Consider the following 16576-nt stretch of genomic DNA (forward strand, 5'->3'; position numbering starts at 1 on the left):
ATGGACGGCCGGAACGGACCCGGAAACCCCTACGAACTGACCGACGACACTCCGGTCTACGTCATCTCGGTCGCGGCCCAGCTCTCCGGGCTGCACCCGCAGACGTTGCGCCAGTACGACCGGCTGGGTCTGGTCTCCCCCGACCGGACCCCCGGCCGTGGCCGGCGGTACTCGGCCCGGGACATCCAGCTGCTGCGCGAGGTGCAGCGGCTGTCCCAGGACGCGGGGATCAACCTGGCCGGCATCAAGCGGATCATCGAGCTGGAGAACCAGGTGGCGGCGCTCCAGGCCAAGGTGGCCGAGCTCCAGCAGGCGCTGGAGGGCGCGGCGGTGGCGATGCGCCAGCGCGAGGCCCAGGTGCACGCCTCCTACCGCCGCGACCTCGTCCCGTACCAGGACGTCCGGCACTCCTCCGCCATCGTCGTCTGGCGCCCGGACCGCCGCCGCTGATCGCTTGCCGCGGACCGGGCCGTGTCGCGGCGCCGTGCGGCGCGGCGGACGCACGGGCCCGCGCCCGCGCGCGCTCCCCGCTCCCCGCACGTCGGACGCACCGGTGACGCCGCGCCCTCCACCCACCCGCGCGGTGGACCAGGGCCAGCCCTGCCCATGTGACTCGGTCCGTGCGGCGTTGCCCCTGTGCCTGGTGCCCGGCGCGCTGGTCGGTGGCGGTGTGCACCACCACCGACCGGTCCCGGGCGTCACGATCCGCCGTCCGGCGTCTGCGGCCCGGCGTACCGCCTCGGGGGCGGCGCGGTCCGCGGTCCGGGGTGCGTCCCGTCCGGCCCACCCCGGGGCATGGGCCGAACGCCGGCCCATGCCCCGGGGCGGCACGGGCCGGGCGTCCGGGGCCCCTCGTCCGGCAAGGACCTAGTGGGCGGTGTCCGTGTGCCAGAGCACGGTGCCGTCCGTCGCCCGGATCGACACGTCGCCGTCGACGCCGACCACCAGCGTGGCGCCCGGGTTCCCCGCGGTGCCGCTGGACCACAGGACGTGCCCGAGGAAGTGGAGCACCACCAGGTCACCGTCCTCGAGGAACGCGCCCTCGAGGCCGCCCAGGCCCGCCGTTCCCGACGACCACATGAGCTCCTCGTTCTCGTCCCGGACCGTCAGCTCGCCGGTGCCCTCGTACCGGAACCTGGCCTTCCCCGAGCTGATCACCTCGTCGATCCGCAGCTCCTGCGGCGCCGTCAGCACCCGGTCCTCCGACGGGCCGCCGCCGACCGGGATCTCCCCGTCGGCGAGCATCCGCAGCGCCGTCAGGGACGGCGCGAAGGCGTAGACCGCGCCCTCGGTGCGGACGAACCGCTGGACGCCGATCTGCACGCATTCGGTCGGGCCGATCCGCTCCGCCGGGAAGGCGACCGTGCTGGCCTGGCCGATCACGGTGTCCCGGCCGACCACCTGCTCCCGCTGCGGGAAGTCGTCGCCGTTCACCCAGTTCTTCTGCACGAACTCGAACTGCTGGACCAGGTCTCCCTGATAGGACACGAAGAGCAGCCCGCGCGGGTCCTCCTCGAGGCCCGCCCGGCCGGCCTCCATCAGCCCGTCGCCCAGGTCCAGCGGCGGCCCGTACGGGATGCCGCGGCGCATGATCCGGTGGCCGTCCAGCATGCCCTGCTGGGTCACCGTGCCGTCGACCTCCTCCCGAGCCTTGAGGCCGTCGCGGGGGTTCGTCTTGCGCAGGTGGCAGAAGAGCGGCGTGGTCCGCCCCTCCTGGTCCTCGAAGAAGCTGATGTCGTTCTCGGCCTCAGGGGGCAGCGGCTCCTCCGGCTCCCCGTCGGGGTACACCGCGACGGGCGCGCCCGAGCGCCAGCGGCCCACCAGCCGGGACGCCAGCCAGTGGTCGTCGGCCTCGTCGGGCACCGCGGCCTGCTCCTGGAGCGTCTTGAGCTGGTCGGTGGCCTGCTGCCAGAAGCCGGGCACGTCCTGGGCCAGCCGCCGCACCACCTGGAACGAGCCGTCGGTCATCCAGTCCGGCAGGTAGGGCAGCTTCCGGTGGTCCAGCGCGTAGCCGATGACGAACTCGCCGGCCGGGATCAGCCGGGTGCCCGGCTTGCCCAGCACCTCCACGGGATTGTCCGGATCGGGCTCGTCGAAGCCCTGCACGCCCGGCTGGCTGATGGCGTCCTTGAAGCCGAAGTGCTCCTGGCCGCGGCGCAGGTCCGGCAGGGTGGCGCCCTCCTGTTCGAAGACGACGGTCAGGCCGTGGCAGGCGATCTCCTGCCGCTCCTGGCTCAGTGCCGCGCGCAGTTCCTCCGGCCGGTCGGCGGCGACGGTGAGGACCGCGTGCACCGGGTCGTTGTGCTCCGCGCCGAACAGCCAGTGCTCCGGGTCGCTCTCGTCGAGGTCGCCCAGCACGTCCTTCCGGGAGGCGATGCCCTGGACGAACGCCTGCTGGGTGGTGCCGTCGGGCACGTCGGCGATGGGGCTGCCGCCGACGAGCGTGACGAGGCCGTCGTGGGTGAAGCTGACGCTGCGCCACACGATGGCCAGATCGCTCGGGTCCTGGCCCTGCAGCCGGGTCTTGGCCATCCGGAAGTCCACGTTGAACGCGGCCACGTCCCGGGTAGTGGAGATGCGGCCGTGCAACTGCTTCAGCCACATCCGGGCGTGCCATCGGTCGTCGAATCTGAGGAAGAGCAGCCGGGCGTGGTCCTTCCGGAAGCCCGCGATGATGTCGCCCTGGATCTCGGTGCTCTCGCGCAGCGGTAGGGACGGAGTGTCGGGGGTGATGGTCATGGGCTCTCCAGCGAGACGGGTAAGCCCATCAAGCCGGGCGAACGTGACGGTCCGTCCGAGCCCCGGCGGATATGCGCCCGCAGAACCACTCGTTCGGGCGAGCGACGCACGAACGGGCCGTCCCCCGGGTGGGGGACGGCCCGTTCGTTGCCTGCCGACGCCCGGAGCGCTCCGGACGGTGGCTCAGGGCGTGCGGCTCAGGGCGTGGGTGTCCGCTCGGCCGTGCCGCTCGGCGCGGCGTCGCCGACGCCCGCCACCGCCTCGTCCGGTTCGTCGTCCACCGTGATGCCGCGCCGCTTGGAGACGTAGACCGCGGTGACGATGATCAGCATGGCCGCGGCCGCGATCAGCGCCCGGGCCGGCGCGCTGGCGTCGTCGCCGTAGCTCAGCGTGATCACGGCGGGCGCGATCAGCAGCGCCACCAGGTTCATCACCTTCAGCAGCGGGTTGATCGCCGGGCCCGCGGTGTCTTTGAACGGGTCGCCGACCGTGTCGCCGATGACCGTCGCCGCGTGCGCCTCGCTGCCCTTGCCGCCGTGGTGGCCGTCCTCGACGAGCTTCTTGGCGTTGTCCCAGGCGCCGCCCGAGTTGGCCAGGAACACGGCCATCAGGATGCCGGACCCGATGGCGCCGGCCAGGAACGAGCCGAGCGCCCCGATGCCGAGACTGAAGCCCACGGCGATGGGTGCCATCACCGCGAGCAGCCCCGGTGTGGCCAGCTCGCGCAGCGCGTCCCTGGTGCAGATGTCCACGACCTTGCCGTACTCCGGCTTCTCGCTGTAGTCCATGATCCCGGGGTGCTCGCGGAACTGCCGGCGCACCTCGTAGACCACCGCGCCGGCGGAGCGGGAGACCGCGTTGACCGCCAGGCCCGAGAAGAGGAACACCACGGCGGCGCCGATGATGAGTCCGACCAGGTTGTTGGGCTGCGAGATGACCAGACTCAGGGTCTCCGCGTCCGCCACTTCCGCGGTCGTCATGCCCACGTCGTTGACGGCCTCGGCGATCGCGTCCTGGTAGGAGCCGAACAGCGCGGCCGCCGCGAGCACCGCCGTGGCGATCGCGATGCCCTTGGTGACCGCCTTGGTGGTGTTGCCGACCGCGTCCAGGTCGGTGAGGACCTGGGCGCCGTCGCCCTCCACGTCGCCGGACATCTCGGCGATGCCCTGGGCGTTGTCCGCCACCGGACCGAAGGTGTCCATGGCGACGATCACGCCCACCGTGGTCAGCAGGCCGGTGCCGGCCAGCGCGACGGCGAACAGCGCCAGCATGATCACGCCGCCGGCCAGCATGTACGCGGCCTGGACCGACAGCGCGACCAGCAGCGCCGTGTACACGGCGGACTCCAGGCCGAGCGAGAAGCCGGCCAGCACCACGGTGGCGGGGCCGGTGCGGGAGGTCTTGCCGATGTCCCGCACCGGGCGCCGGCTGGTCTCGGTGAAGTAGCCGGTGAGCTGCTGGATCACCGCGGCCAGCACGATGCCGATGGCCACCGCGACCAGCGCGAACAGCCGCGGGTCGGCGTCGTGCGCCAGGATCTCCTGGTCGGTGACCCCGTCGAGGTCGGCGAAGCTGTCCGGCAGGTAGATGAACGCGGCGATCGCGACCAGCACCAGGGAGATCACCGCGGAGATGAAGAAGCCGCGGTTGATCGCGGTCATGCTGGTGCGGTCGGAGCGCCGTGGCGAGACCAGGAAGATGCCGGCCATCGCGGTCAGCACGCCGATGGCGGGGACCAGCAACGGGAACGCCAGGCCGGCGTCGCCGAACGCCACGGTGCCCAGGATCAGCGCGGCGACCAGGGTGACCGCGTAGGACTCGAAGAGGTCGGCGGCCATCCCGGCGCAGTCGCCGACGTTGTCGCCCACGTTGTCGGCGATGGTGGCGGCGTTGCGCGGGTCGTCCTCGGGGATGCCCTGCTCGACCTTGCCGACCAGGTCGGCGCCGACGTCGGCGGCCTTGGTGAAGATGCCACCGCCGACCCTCATGAACATGGCGATCAGGGCGGCGCCCAGGCCGAAGCCCTCCAGCACCCGGGGCGCGTCGGCCGCGTAGACCATCACCACGCAGGCGGCGCCGAGCAGGCCGAGGCCGACCGTACACATGCCGACCACGCCGCCGGTGCGGAACGCCAGCCGCATGGCCTGGTGCCGCACCGGGATGATCTGGTCGGTGCCCTCCGACTCGTTGGCCTGGCGGGCCGCCGCGGCGACCCGGACGTTGCTCCGCACCGCCAGCCACATGCCGAGATAGCCGGTCGCGGCGGAGAAGGCCGCGCCGATCACGAAGAACAACGAGCGGCCGACCCGTTGATTCCAGTCGTCGGCCGGTAGGAGCAACAGGAGGAAGACCACGACGGCCGCGAAGATCCCGAGGGTCCGCAGCTGGCGTGCCAGATAGGCATTGGCGCCCTCCTGCACCGCCGCGGCGATCTTCTTCATGTTGTCCGTGCCCTCGTCGGCGTCGAGCACCTGCCGCACCAGCACGACAGCGACCGCCAACGCGGCGATCGCGATCAACGCGATGATCACGATCAGCCCGCGATTACCGCCGGTTAGCTCGACGTCGTCGGCGGCCAGACTGACTTCGGCCGCCCTCCCGAGATACGGATGATGCTGCAGTGGGCCCGCCATTCGTCCTCCTCGACGCTCCGGCGCTGAACAGACGTGCCCGGAGTGTAGAGAGGTGACTTCGATCAAAACAGAGGGCCGGATGCGAAATTACGGCAGCCGGTGGATAAACGATCTCCATGGCTGAAGATCGACAACGAGAATTCCGCTGATCAGGGGATGGAAGCGGTGGCGGTGGGCCAACTCATTTTGATCTTGCCACCGCGCGCGTCGGAAATGACCTCGACGTCGTCCACGAGCCCGCTGATCACCGCCAGGCCCAGCTGGTCGGTGTCCTCCGAGGTCTCGGCGCCGACCTGGTCGCGTGGCGCGGGAACGGTGCTCGGGGCGTCGTCGCCGACCTCGATGGAGAAGGACTTCTCACCCTCCGTCAGCACCACCCGGACCGGCGTGGCGAGCTGATGGACCGCGTGCAGCCCGACGGCGCGGCTGCACGCCTCGCCCACGGCGAGCCGGAGCTCGTCGAGCACCGACTCATGCACTCCGGCCCGTCGGGCCACCGCCGCGGCGACCAGCCGCGCGGTTCGCACGTGCTCGGGAGACGCGCTGAAGCGGAGTTCGACGGTGGCCATACGACACCCCTCGGTCGTGCCTTGATCGTGCGGAAGCGCCGCCCCGGGAGAAGCGCGGGCCGGCGACGCCGGCACCGCCCGGGGCGGTCGCGGTGATGAACGTGACGCTCTTCACTTCGTGACGGACACGGGGACCCGCCGGGGTCGACCTGGTAGTCGCCCACCCCGGCCGGCGGTGCCCCGCTCAGTCGGTCGCCGAGACGGCCTCGTCGACGGACTCGTGGATCGGGAAGACCTTCGTCAGGCCCGTGATCCGGAAGATCTTCAGGATGCGCTCCTGGTTGCAGACCAGGCGCAACGAGCCCTCCTGGGCCCGTACCCGCTTCAGGCCCCCGACCAGCACGCCGAGCCCCGTCGAGTCCAGGAAGTCCACGCGCTCCATGTCCACCACGAGGTGGTGGTTGCCGTCGTTGACCAGCTCGACGAGCTGTTCGCGCAGCTTGGGCGCGGTGTATACGTCAATCTCGCCACCCACCTCGACGACCGTGCGGTCGCCAACGGTCCGGGTAGACAGGGACAGGTCCACGGATCCTCCAGCACCTTGCTAACGGGCGGTCGCCTCCTGGGTATCCCCGCCGACGGCAGGGGACGGATCGGCAACCGCCAAGGCATTCAACCACTTACCGCCTGCCCAGGACGACGTCTTACAGCCATTGTCCGTCGGACCAGTGACAGACGCGGGTGTCAGACTCGGTGGTGATGTCCCAGGAGTATCTCCCGCAGGCCGCGGGCTCAGCCGAGACGCGCCGCCCGTCGCCCCGGGCGGTGCTCGATCGCCTGGCCAACCGGTCCGATCGGGCCACCCGTGTCACGCACACGGAGCATCTGCCCGCCCGGCCGGGCCGCCACGCGGCCTGGCCAGACGGGATACGCCAGGAGGTCGTCGAGGCGGTGCGGGCCGCCGGCATCGACCGGCCCTGGGCGCACCAGGCGACCGCCGTCGCCCACGCGGTGGCCGGCGCGTCGGTGGTCGTGGCGACCGGTACGGCGTCCGGCAAGTCGCTGGCCTATCAGGTGCCGGTGTTCAGCGCGCTGCTGGACGGCAGGGACGCCGGCCGGCGGGGAGCGACCGCCCTCTATCTGGCACCCACCAAGGCGCTGGCCGCCGACCAGCTCCGCGCGATCCGGCGGCTGGCCGCACCGCTGGGCACCGACGTGCGCGCCGCCGGATACGACGGCGACACCGGCCCCGAGGAGCGGGCCTGGGCGAGGGAGCACGCCAACCTGCTGCTCACCAACCCCGACATGCTGCACCGCGGGCTGCTGCCGGGCCACCGCCGGTGGTCCTCCTTCCTGCGCGCGCTGCGCTACGTGGTGGTCGACGAGTGCCACGTCTACCGCGGTGTGTTCGGCTCGCATGTGGCCCAGGTGCTGCGCCGGCTGCGGCGGCTGGCCGAGCACTACGGGGCCAGCCCGGTCTTCCTGCTCGCCTCGGCCACCACGGCCGAGCCCGCCGCCGCGGCGACCCGGCTGACCGGGCTGCCGGTCGTCGAGGTCACCGAGGACTCCTCGCCACGCGGCGATCTGGTCTTCGCGCTGTGGGAGCCGCCGCTGACCGAGGCGCGGGGCGAGCGCGGCGCGCCGGTCCGCCGCACCGCGACCGCCGAGACCGCGGACCTGCTGAGCGACCTGGTCGCCGACCGGGTGCGGACGGTCGCCTTCGTGCGGTCGCGGCGCGGCGCCGAACTGGTCGCACTGATCGCCCAGGAGCGGTTGGTCGGCGCCGACCGGGCCGCGGTGGCCGCCTATCGCGGCGGCTATCTCCCGGAGGAGCGGCGGGCCCTGGAGCGGGCCCTGCACTCCGGTGAGCTGCTCGGCCTGGCCGCCACCAGCGCCCTGGAGCTCGGGGTGGACATCGCCGGGCTCGACGCCGTGCTGCTCGCCGGCTATCCCGGCACCAGGGCCTCGCTGTGGCAGCAGGCCGGCCGCGCCGGGCGGCAGCGGCAGGGTGCGATGGCCGTGCTGGTCGCCCGGGACGATCCGCTGGACACCTATCTGGTGCACCATCCCGACGCGCTCTTCCGGCGGCCGGTGGAGAGCACCGTCCTGGACCCGGGCAACCCCTACGTGCTGGCTCCGCATCTCTGCGCCGCCGCGGCCGAGTTGCCCCTCACCGACGCCGATCTCGCCGCCGACCGCTTCGCCACGACCGCCGCCGAACTGCTGCCGAAGCTCCAGTCCCGCGGCCTGCTGCGGCGCCGGGACACCGGCTGGTACTGGACGCGCCGCGAGCGGCCGGCCGACATGGTGGACATCAGGGGCCAGGGCGGGGAGCCGGTCCGGGTGGTGGAGGAGGAGACCGGGCGGCTGCTCGGCACGGTGGACGCCGCCGCGGCGCACACCACCGTGCACGACGGCGCGGTCCACCTGCACCAGGGGCACACCTACGTCGTCAGGGAGCTGGACCTGGCCGGTTCGGTCGCGCTGGTCACGGCCGGGGACCCGCCCTGGACCACCTCCGCCCGGGACCTGACCGAGCTGTCGGTGCTGGAGACCGACACCGAGCTCCCCTGGGGCGACGCCCGGCTCTGCTTCGGCTCCGTCGAGGTCACCCACCAGGTCGTCTCCTACCTGCGACGGCGGATCGTCACCGGCGAGGTGCTCGGCGAGACCCGCCTCGACCTGCCGCCCCGCACCCTGCGCACCCGGGCGGTCTGGTGGACGATGACCGAGGACCAGGTGGCCGAGGCCGGCGTGGACGCGGAGATCCTGCCGGGCTCGCTGCACGCCGCCGAGCACGCCGCGATCGGCATGCTGCCGCTCTTCGCCACCTGCGACCGCTGGGACATCGGCGGCGTCTCCACGGCCCTGCACCCGGACACCCTGCTGCCCACGATCTTCGTCCACGACGGCCACCCGGGCGGCGCCGGCTTCGCCGAGCGGGCCTTCCACACGGCCCGGCAGTGGCTGACCGCCACCCGCGACGCGATCGCCGCCTGCGAGTGCGAGACCGGCTGCCCGTCCTGCATCCAGTCCCCGAAGTGCGGTAACGGCAACGATCCCCTGCACAAGGGAGGAGCCGTCCGCCTCCTGACCCGGCTGCTGCGCTGAGCTTCCCCCGGGCCCGGGAGGCACCACCCCGGAGACGTGATCGGCGCTCGCCGGGGTCGGGACGAGCCCCGGCGTGGCCGCCGAGGCCGGGCCGGCGCGGGCCCGCGCGGTGGTGGTGTACGGCCCGGCGCTGGCCTCGGCGGTCAGATCGGCGATCTCGCCGACCAGGTCGCAGCGCACCAGCCGGGCGTCCTGGGCCTCGGCCACCTCGCGGGCCGCGGCACACGCCCGCCCCGGCGCGGTGAGGGCCAGCTCGGCGGCGGCGAGCGCCGCCAGATCGGCCGCCTGCGCGGCGCGCTGCCGCGCCCCCGCGACCTGGCCCAGCGCGAGCAGCGCGGCGAAGGCCAGGCACATCAGGGTGGCGCCGAACGTCGCCCACACCGTCGCCGAACCGCGGTCCCCGGCGGCCTCACTCCGCCTCGGCACGGGCCACCGCCTCCCTGGCCACGAGCACCGCCAGCGGCCCCGGGCCCGGCGTGTGGGCCTCGACCCGGACCCGGTGGAGCGGGCCGTCCCGCACCACCCGCACGACCGCCCCCTCGGGCGCCGCCGCCTCGGCCACCTCGCGGACGGTCGCGACGGCCTCGCCGCGCGCCGCGGCCCGCGCCCCGGCCCGGGCCGCGTCGGCGCAGCGCAGCTGCGCTCCCACCGCGCCCAGGCCCCACAGCAGCATGCCGAACAGCAGCACCAGGGCGGGCACGGCCAGCGCCGCCTCGACCGTGACGTAGCCCCGGTCGTTCCCCCGCGGGTCACGGCTCGGCACTGAGGGCTCGCTCGATCAGGCTCTCCAGGGCTCCGGAGACGGCGCCCGAGGTGAGCACCTCGTACAGCAGGGCGGCCAGGGCCGCGGCCGCGAGGGTGCCCACCGCGTACTCGGCCGTGCTCATTCCGGCGTCGGACCTGACCCGGCCCCGCAACCGGCGGACGACGCGGGCGAGGCGGGCGATATGGGTGACGCAGGTGACGAGGATCAGGCACATCATCGGCTCCTCAGAGCTACTCGCTGGGTTCGGTCGGGTCGGTGGTCGGTGGTCGGTGGTCGGTTGGTTCGGGTGTGGTCACAGCAGCCGCCTGGCCAGGCCGAGGACGACCGGGGCGACCCCGGTCACGAGGAAGGCGGGCAGGAAGCAGAGGCCGAGCGGGCCGGTCACGTACACCGCGGCCCGGCGGGCCCGGGTCTGCGCGAGGCGCAGTCGCCTGCCCCGGCACTCGGCGGCCTCCGCCGCCACCACCCGGGCCACCGGTGCGCCGCTGCCGTGCGCCAACTCCAGTCGCCTGGCCAGGCCATCCGCCCCGGGAAGTTGGCCGAATCTGCCCCATGCGATGGCTGGTTCGCCGCCGAGCCGCAGCTCGGCCGCGGCGCGCCGGAGCGCCGTGCCCACCGGCCCGTCGAAGGCGGAGCCCACGGCCGCGGCCGCCTCGCCCGGCGCGGCCCCGGCGGCGAGGCACGCGGCCAGCAGCTCCGTCGCGAGCGGCAGCCGGTCGTCCTCCGCCGCCCGGCCCCGCCGCGGCAGGCCGCGGCCCGGGCGGGTGCCGCGGGATCCCGGCACGAGGCCGCCGGGGTCGCAGAGCCGGGCGGCCCGGATCCGTCCTCTGGAGTGCCCGCGGGCGGCCAGCCTGGCCAGGCGCCGCGCCCGCCGCAGCACACCGAGGGCGGCCCTCGGGGGCCGTGTGGGGGTGCGTCGGATGGCGTTGTCGAGCGATGTCCCGGCCGGGGCCGCCCGCCCGCCGCCACGCCGGTCACGGGCGGGCGTCCGCTCCGCGGACCGGATGATCGCCGCGGTCCAGGCCAGTCCCGCCCACTCCAGTAGCGCCCCGACGGCCAGGCAGCCGAGCCCGGCGGGGGTGTGCAGCAGCTCCCGCAGCGGCTGTGCGCCCATCGCCGCGCCGAGGAGCAGTCCGAACACCGGCAGCGTCGCCAGCGTCAGCACCGTCGCCCGCGGCCCGGCCAGCTGCGCCCGCAGCTCCTCCCGCTGGTCCCGCTCGGCCCGCAGCGCCGCGGCGACCCGCTCCAGCCCCGCGGCCAGCGAGGCGCCGCCGTCCACGGCCACCTGCCAGCAGGCGGCCACACCGCGCAGGCCCTCCGCGCCCGGCTGCTCCGCGCCGGCCCGCAGCGCGGCCGGGACGTCGCCCCCGTACCGCGCCGCCGCCGGGACACCGGCGGCCGGCTCGCCCAGCGGCGCCCAGTCGGCGGCGGCCAGGGCCGCGACGGGTGCCAGGCCCGCGCGGACCTCACCGGCCAGGGATCCGCACAGCTCGATGACGGCGTCCCGCCGCCCGTCGGCGGCCCGGCCACGCCGCCAGCGCCGCCAGCGGGCGGCGGCGAGCGGGGCCAGCCCGCCGGCGACCAGCAGCGGCAGCGGGGAGCCGCCCCACAGCGCCACCAGGCCCCCGCCGGCCAGGCAGCCCAGCACGACACGGGCGACGCCCTCCCCCGCCCGGGCCGCGCCCGTCCCGTCCTGGCACCAGGACCGCGGCCGGGGCGGGAACGCGGTGCGCGGCCCGCCCGGCCGGCAGCAGCCCGGTCCGGCGCCACCACGGGTCGCCGTCGGTCAGCAGCCAGGCCCCGGCGCCCACGCACAGGGCCGCCAGGCACTGGGCGGCCTGCGTGCCCTGCCCGGTCACAGCCGCTCACCGCCCCGGGCGCACAACTCGGCGAGACGCGGCCAGCCACGCTCCCTGGAGAACCCGCCGAGGGACCAGCGGGCGGCCGGCACGGTCCGCACCAGGCCGGCGTCGTCCCGCTCCAGGACGTGCACCTCGGCGATCCGGCGCAGGCCGGTGTCCCGGTCCCTGGCCAGATGAAGCACCACGGACACGGCCGCGGCGAGCTGGCTGTGCAGCGCCGCGCGAGGGAGTCCGGCGGCGATGCCCAGCGCCTCCAGCCGCGCGGGCAGGTCCGAGGCGGCGTTGGCGTGCACGGTGCAGCAGCCGCCCTCGTGGCCCGTGTTGAGGGCGCCGAGGAGAACCGCGGCCTCGGCGCCTCTGACCTCGCCGACCACCAGCCGGTCCGGGCGCATGCGCAGCGCCTGGCGCACGAGGTCGCCGAGCTCGATCCGGCCGGCTCCCTCCTGGTTGGCCGGCCGGGTCTCCAGCCGCACCACGTGTGGGTGGTCGGGCCGCAGCTCGGCCGAGTCCTCGACCAGCACGATCCGCTCGTCGGGCGGCACGTGGCCGAGCAGCGTGGCCAGCAGGGTGCTCTTGCCCGTGCCGGTGCCGCCGGTGACCAGGAAGGACAGCCGGGCGTCGAGCACGGCCCGCAGCAGTCGCTCGCCGCCCGGTGGCACCGTGCCGGCCGCGGTCAGCTCGGACAGGGCGAACGCCCGGTGCCTGACCACCCGCAGCGAGAGGCAGGGCGAGCCGACGGCCACCGGGGGCAGCACGGCGTGCAGCCGCGTGCCATCCGGCAGCCGGGCGTCGACCCAGGGTCTGGCGTCGTCCAGGCGGCGGCCGGCCGCCGCGGCCAGTCGCTGGGCGAGCCGGCGCACCGCCGGCACGTCGGGGAAGCGGACGCCGGCCGGCTCCAGCCCGCGGCCGCGGTCCATCCACACCTCGTCGGGCCGGTTCACCAGGACGTCGGTGACCTCGGGATCGGCCAGCAGCGGCTGCAGCGGCCCGGCGCCGACCAGTTCGGAGCGCAGGGCGCGGACCACGGCCAGCACCGCGCTGTCCCCGAGCAGCCGGCCCTGGTCGCGCAGCGCCGCCGCCACCCGGCCGGGCGTGGGCTCCGCGCCCTCCTCGGCGAGCCGCAGCCGCACCGCCTCCAGCAGCTCGGGGAGATCGGGCAGGCGGGAGGGCTCGGGCGCGCCCGGCAGCGGCCGGCGGGCCGGCCGGATCGACCGGGTCGCGGGCCCCGGCCAGGCCGGAGGGCGGTGGAACGGAGCCGACGCGGGCGGCGCGGACGGGAGGCGGGAGCCGGCCGCGGGGCCGGCAGGAGCCGAGGGTGGGTGAGGGAGTGGGGGCGGCACCGGCTCCAGGCCGGATGCCCGGCTCATGCGGCGGCCTCCGGGGTGGGCAGGGCGCGCTCCAGCAGCGCGTCGCAGAAGCGGGCCAGCACGCCGCCCGAGTCCCGGCCCGGCGGATCGCCGCGTTCGGCGGCGGCCGGCAGGCCCGGCTCCTCCGGCAGCTCCCCGGCGAGCGGCAGGCCGAGCAGCCGGGCGAGCTCCGCGCCGGCCAGGCCCCGGCCGCCCGGCATGCGGGTCACCACCCGCAGGTCCCGCACCTGCGAACCGGCCGCGCCGACGACCTGGCGCGCCGCCGCCAGGGGCCGCAACTCGCCCGGCACCACCAGCAGGCCGAGGTCCAGCCAGGCGAGGGCCTCGGACACCGCGTCGTCGGCCGCCCGCGGCAGGTCGAGCACGACCACGCCGCCGCCGCGTCGCGCGGCGGTCAGCACCGAGCGCATCGCGTCGGCCGGCAGCCGCACCAGCCCGGATCGGTCCCAGCTGAGCAGGCTCACGCCGTGTGGTCGGGGGAGCGACTCGTCCAACGCGGCGGCCGACAGCCGCCCCTGGGCGCAGGCGAACGCGGGCCAGCGCGGTCCCGGCTCCCGCTCGCCGCCCAACAGCACGTCCAGGCCGCCGCCGAGCGGGTCGGCGTCGATCAGCGTGGTGCGTCGTCCCTGCCGGGCCGCGCGGACCGCCAGGGCGCAGGCCAGGGTGGAGGCCCCGGCACCGCCGCAGCCGCCCAGCACCCCCACGGTGAGCGCCGGCCGCTCGGGGCCCTCGACCGCGTCCGCGATGCGGTCCGCGAGCCAGGGCTCGTCGTCCGGCAGGTGGATCACCTGCTCGACGCCGAGCGCCACGCCCCGCTCCCAGACGGTGTGGTCGTCCAGGTCGCGCCCCACCAGCAGCACGCCGGGGCGGCGGCCCGGCCACTGCCCGGGCGCCGGCCGGGCCGCCGCCCGGTCGTCGCCCACCAGCACCAGCGGGGCGCGCGCCCATCGCTCGGCGTCCGGCGGGGCGCCCGGCAGCACCTCCGCCTCGGCCCCGGCCGCGGCGCACAGGCGCAGCAGGTCGTCGAGGAGCGCCTCGTCCTCCGTGAGAATCAGAATGGACCGTGACACGTGCACGTCCCCCTTCGCGGTCCGCATCCGGTCGATCACCGAACGCATCGGGTTGGACGCGTTCCACGGTGACGCCGCGAGTGGGCGAACGGGGGCCTCGGACCGAATCTGTGGATAACCCCGGGGCTGTGGAAAGATCGGTCACTCGACGTGATGACCGCAGCTGGGGGTGGGTGTCGGCACATATGCCGGAGACATGCGACGACCCCCGCCGGGGGGGAGAGCGGGGGTCGTCTTCCTCGGCCGACTCGGGGGGGAGGAGTCGGACCGGGTTAGCACGGTCGCGAACGATCCGTGACTTCCATGGTGTACCCGAGAGGCTCCTCAGGCAAACCCACGCGCCCCAGCGTACGCCGAATGGCTGGCCCGTATGCTCGGCTCGTGGAAATTCCGCCCCAGTCGCCGGTCCCACCGCGCACGGCCGCCTTCTTCGACCTGGACAAAACGGTCATCGCCAGGTCAAGTGCGCTGACCTTCAGCCGGTCGTTCTACCAGGGCGGGCTGATCAACCGCCGGGCCGTCCTGCGCACGGCCTACGCGCAGTTCGTCTATCTGCTGGGCGGGGCGGACCACGAGCAGACGGAGCGGATGCGGGAGTTCCTCTCCGCCCTCTGCCGGGGGTGGAACGTGAGCCAGGTGAAGGAGATCGTGGCGGAGACCCTGCACCAGGTGGTCAATCCGATCATCTATGACGAGGCCGCCTCGCTGATCGAACGGCACCACGCCGAGGGCCGGGACGTGGTGATCGTCAGCTCCTCCGGCGCCGAGGTGGTCGAGCCCATCGGCGAACTGCTCGGCGCCGACCGGGTGGTGGCCACCCGCATGGTGGTCGCCGAGGGCTGCTACACGGGCGAGGTGGACTACTACGCCTACGGCCCCACCAAGGCGGAGGCGATAGCCGGACTGGCCCGGACCGAGGGCTACGACCTGGACCGCTGCTACGCCTACAGCGACTCGATCACGGACGTGCCGATGCTGGCGGCCGTCGGCCACCCGCACGCGGTCAACCCGGACCGGGCGCTGCGCCGCGAGGCGGTGGCGCGTGGCTGGCCCGTGCTCGCCTTCGAGCGGCCGGTGCGGCTGCGGCAGCGGATCCCCGCCTTCTCCCTTCCCCCGCGACCGGCGCTCGCCGCGGGGGCCGCGATCGTCGCCGCGGTCGGCGCCGCGGGCCTGGTGTGGTTCGCCAGCCGCCGCAGGGCCGCCCGGCCGGTGGCCGGGCAGCTGAGTGTTTGACGGTGCAAGTAAAATGTGCTGTTCCCCCGGCCGCTGCACTTTCGCCTGCCGTCCGGGAGGAGTACAAAGGAGTCAACGGCCCGCGAGACCAGCGGCATCCGAGAGGATCCCGCCCTCACCACGGCCCCACGGACCGGACGCATGAATACCGGGCACCCACGCGTAGCCGACCCGCCAACCGGGCCAGCCGCACCAGGAGACGGGCAGTAGTCCCGGCCTGATCGGCTCATCTCGTGCACGCCTGATCACCCGGTGAACATGCAACGCGGCGGCACCCCAGCGGTGCCGCCGCATTTGTGTCCGGAGCAGTGGTGTCGGCCGGGTTCGCCCGTCAGGCCGCGCCGCGTTGCAACGCCTCGCAGACGGCCGTCGACTCCCGCGCGCCGAGCGCCACCGCCGCCGCGCAGTGCTCGATCCACGCCGCCACGCCCGCCGGGGTGCCCGAGGCATAGCCCGCGAGGGCCCGACCGTACGCGGACGCCCCGCGTTCCGCGTGCCCGACCTCGGCGGGGGCGACCGCCTTGGGGTCGAGCCCGCCGGAGACCAGGGCGACGCGTTCGGCCGCCCGCGCCACCAGCGCGTTGTGCGCGCCGAACGGACGCAGCGTCAGCAGCTCGCCGTGCACCACCGCGGCCGTCACCAGCGCGGGCGCGGACGAGCCGCCCACGACCAGCCGGGCCAGCGCGTCGAGCCGGGCCGCCACCTCGCCGGCGTCCGGGACCGCGCCGAGCTCGGCCGGCAGCCCCTCCTCGGTCACGGGCTCGCCGGCCCGCCGCGGCCGGCCCACCGGGTCCGCCGCCGTCCCGCCGGCGGCGAGCAGGTGCAGCCGGGCCAGGACCCGCAGCGGCGAGCCGCGCCACACGCCGACCAACTCCCCGGTCTCGGCGGTCATCCGCAACGCCGCGCCCACGGTGCGGGCCGCCGGGTCGCCGCCGAAGTCGCTCCGCCGCCGGACCTCCTCGAGTCCCCAGTCGGCACCGGCGAGCGCGGCCGAGGCGCGGGCGCCGCGCAACGCCGCCTCGGCGGCCACCTCGGGGTGCCTGCGACGCATCATCCGGTGCCGGTAGAGGCGGTCCACGGTGGTCCGCGCGGCGTCGATCGCCGCGGGGACGCCGGGAAGTTCGGCCAGCGGCGTCAGCGGATCGGCGTCCGAGCCGGGGGGTCGGGCGGGGACGGTCATGTCGGAAGCCTAGGCGGGTCGGCCTTCCGGCCGGCGGTCGCCTCCACGTTCGAGTGGATTCTCGAACGGCACGCGCACATCTGCTCATCCGACGCCACTACGCTAT

At 75.0% G+C, this 16576-nt stretch carries 12 protein-coding genes and 2 pseudogenes; 3 read left to right on the forward strand and 11 right to left on the reverse strand.

Annotated features, from left to right (window positions below):
- Positions 1 to 450, forward strand: a complete 450-nt coding sequence (locus ABGB06_RS18575; protein ID WP_347590712.1) for a helix-turn-helix domain-containing protein — start codon at positions 1 to 3, stop codon at positions 448 to 450.
- Positions 451 to 867: 417 nt separating this feature from the next.
- On the opposite strand, the gene ABGB06_RS18580 is transcribed toward ABGB06_RS18575, so the two are convergent.
- The 4 genes from ABGB06_RS18580 to ABGB06_RS18595 form a co-directional block, all read right to left on the reverse strand.
- The gene (locus ABGB06_RS18580) at positions 868 to 2739 is read right to left on the reverse strand and encodes a Dyp-type peroxidase (RefSeq protein ID WP_347590714.1); all 1872 of its coding nucleotides are present in this window, start codon (positions 2737 to 2739) and stop codon (positions 868 to 870) included.
- Between the two features lie 197 nt (positions 2740 to 2936).
- A complete protein-coding gene (locus tag ABGB06_RS18585) occupies positions 2937 to 5372 on the reverse strand; it encodes a sodium-translocating pyrophosphatase (RefSeq protein WP_347590716.1) in 2436 nt (811 codons plus the stop codon).
- Between the two features lie 149 nt (positions 5373 to 5521).
- Positions 5522 to 5941 (reverse strand): ATP-binding protein, encoded by a 420-nt coding sequence (locus tag ABGB06_RS18590; protein WP_347590718.1) that lies wholly within the window; start codon positions 5939 to 5941, stop codon positions 5522 to 5524.
- A gap of 184 nt (positions 5942 to 6125) precedes the next feature.
- Complete coding sequence (locus tag ABGB06_RS18595) at positions 6126 to 6467, reverse strand: STAS domain-containing protein (RefSeq protein ID WP_347590720.1); 342 nt, start codon at positions 6465 to 6467, stop codon at positions 6126 to 6128.
- Between the two features lie 127 nt (positions 6468 to 6594).
- On the opposite strand from ABGB06_RS18595, the pseudogene ABGB06_RS18600 reads away from it, so the two are divergent.
- Positions 6595 to 8992, forward strand: a pseudogene (locus ABGB06_RS18600) (DEAD/DEAH box helicase).
- A gap of 99 nt (positions 8993 to 9091) precedes the next feature.
- Here ABGB06_RS18600 and ABGB06_RS18605 read toward each other — a convergent pair.
- The 6 genes and pseudogenes from ABGB06_RS18605 to ssd form a co-directional block, all read right to left on the reverse strand.
- Positions 9092 to 9418, reverse strand: a pseudogene (locus tag ABGB06_RS18605) (Rv3654c family TadE-like protein); the annotation flags it as partial.
- Positions 9402 to 9755, reverse strand: coding sequence for a TadE family type IV pilus minor pilin (locus ABGB06_RS18610; RefSeq protein WP_347590722.1), 354 nt, complete (start codon positions 9753 to 9755; stop codon positions 9402 to 9404). The pseudogene ABGB06_RS18605 and the gene ABGB06_RS18610, both read right to left, overlap by 17 nt.
- The gene (locus ABGB06_RS18615; protein ID WP_347590724.1) at positions 9742 to 9975 is read right to left on the reverse strand and encodes a DUF4244 domain-containing protein; all 234 of its coding nucleotides are present in this window, start codon (positions 9973 to 9975) and stop codon (positions 9742 to 9744) included. The genes ABGB06_RS18610 and ABGB06_RS18615 overlap by 14 nt, the downstream gene beginning before the upstream one ends.
- Before the next feature lie 75 nt (positions 9976 to 10050).
- Positions 10051 to 11406 (reverse strand): type II secretion system F family protein, encoded by a 1356-nt coding sequence (locus ABGB06_RS18620; protein WP_347590726.1) that lies wholly within the window; start codon positions 11404 to 11406, stop codon positions 10051 to 10053.
- Positions 11407 to 11613: 207 nt separating this feature from the next.
- Positions 11614 to 12987 (reverse strand): TadA family conjugal transfer-associated ATPase, encoded by a 1374-nt coding sequence (locus tag ABGB06_RS18625; RefSeq protein ID WP_347590728.1) that lies wholly within the window; start codon positions 12985 to 12987, stop codon positions 11614 to 11616.
- The gene (gene ssd, locus ABGB06_RS18630; RefSeq protein ID WP_347590730.1) at positions 12984 to 14057 is read right to left on the reverse strand and encodes a septum site-determining protein Ssd; all 1074 of its coding nucleotides are present in this window, start codon (positions 14055 to 14057) and stop codon (positions 12984 to 12986) included. The genes ABGB06_RS18625 and ssd overlap by 4 nt, the downstream gene beginning before the upstream one ends.
- Before the next feature lie 381 nt (positions 14058 to 14438).
- Here ssd and ABGB06_RS18635 point away from each other — a divergent pair, with 381 nt between their 5' ends.
- Positions 14439 to 15290 (forward strand): HAD family hydrolase, encoded by an 852-nt coding sequence (locus ABGB06_RS18635; protein WP_347590732.1) that lies wholly within the window; start codon positions 14439 to 14441, stop codon positions 15288 to 15290.
- Between the two features lie 331 nt (positions 15291 to 15621).
- Here the strand turns inward: ABGB06_RS18635 and ABGB06_RS18640 are convergent, their stop codons facing one another.
- Positions 15622 to 16470, reverse strand: a complete 849-nt coding sequence (locus tag ABGB06_RS18640) for an oxidoreductase (protein ID WP_347590734.1) — start codon at positions 16468 to 16470, stop codon at positions 15622 to 15624.
- Between the last annotated feature and the right edge of the window lie 106 nt (positions 16471 to 16576).

Origin of the sequence: Streptomyces sp. B6B3 (genome assembly GCF_039871525.1) — a bacterium.
GTDB lineage: Bacteria > Actinomycetota > Actinomycetes > Streptomycetales > Streptomycetaceae > Streptomyces.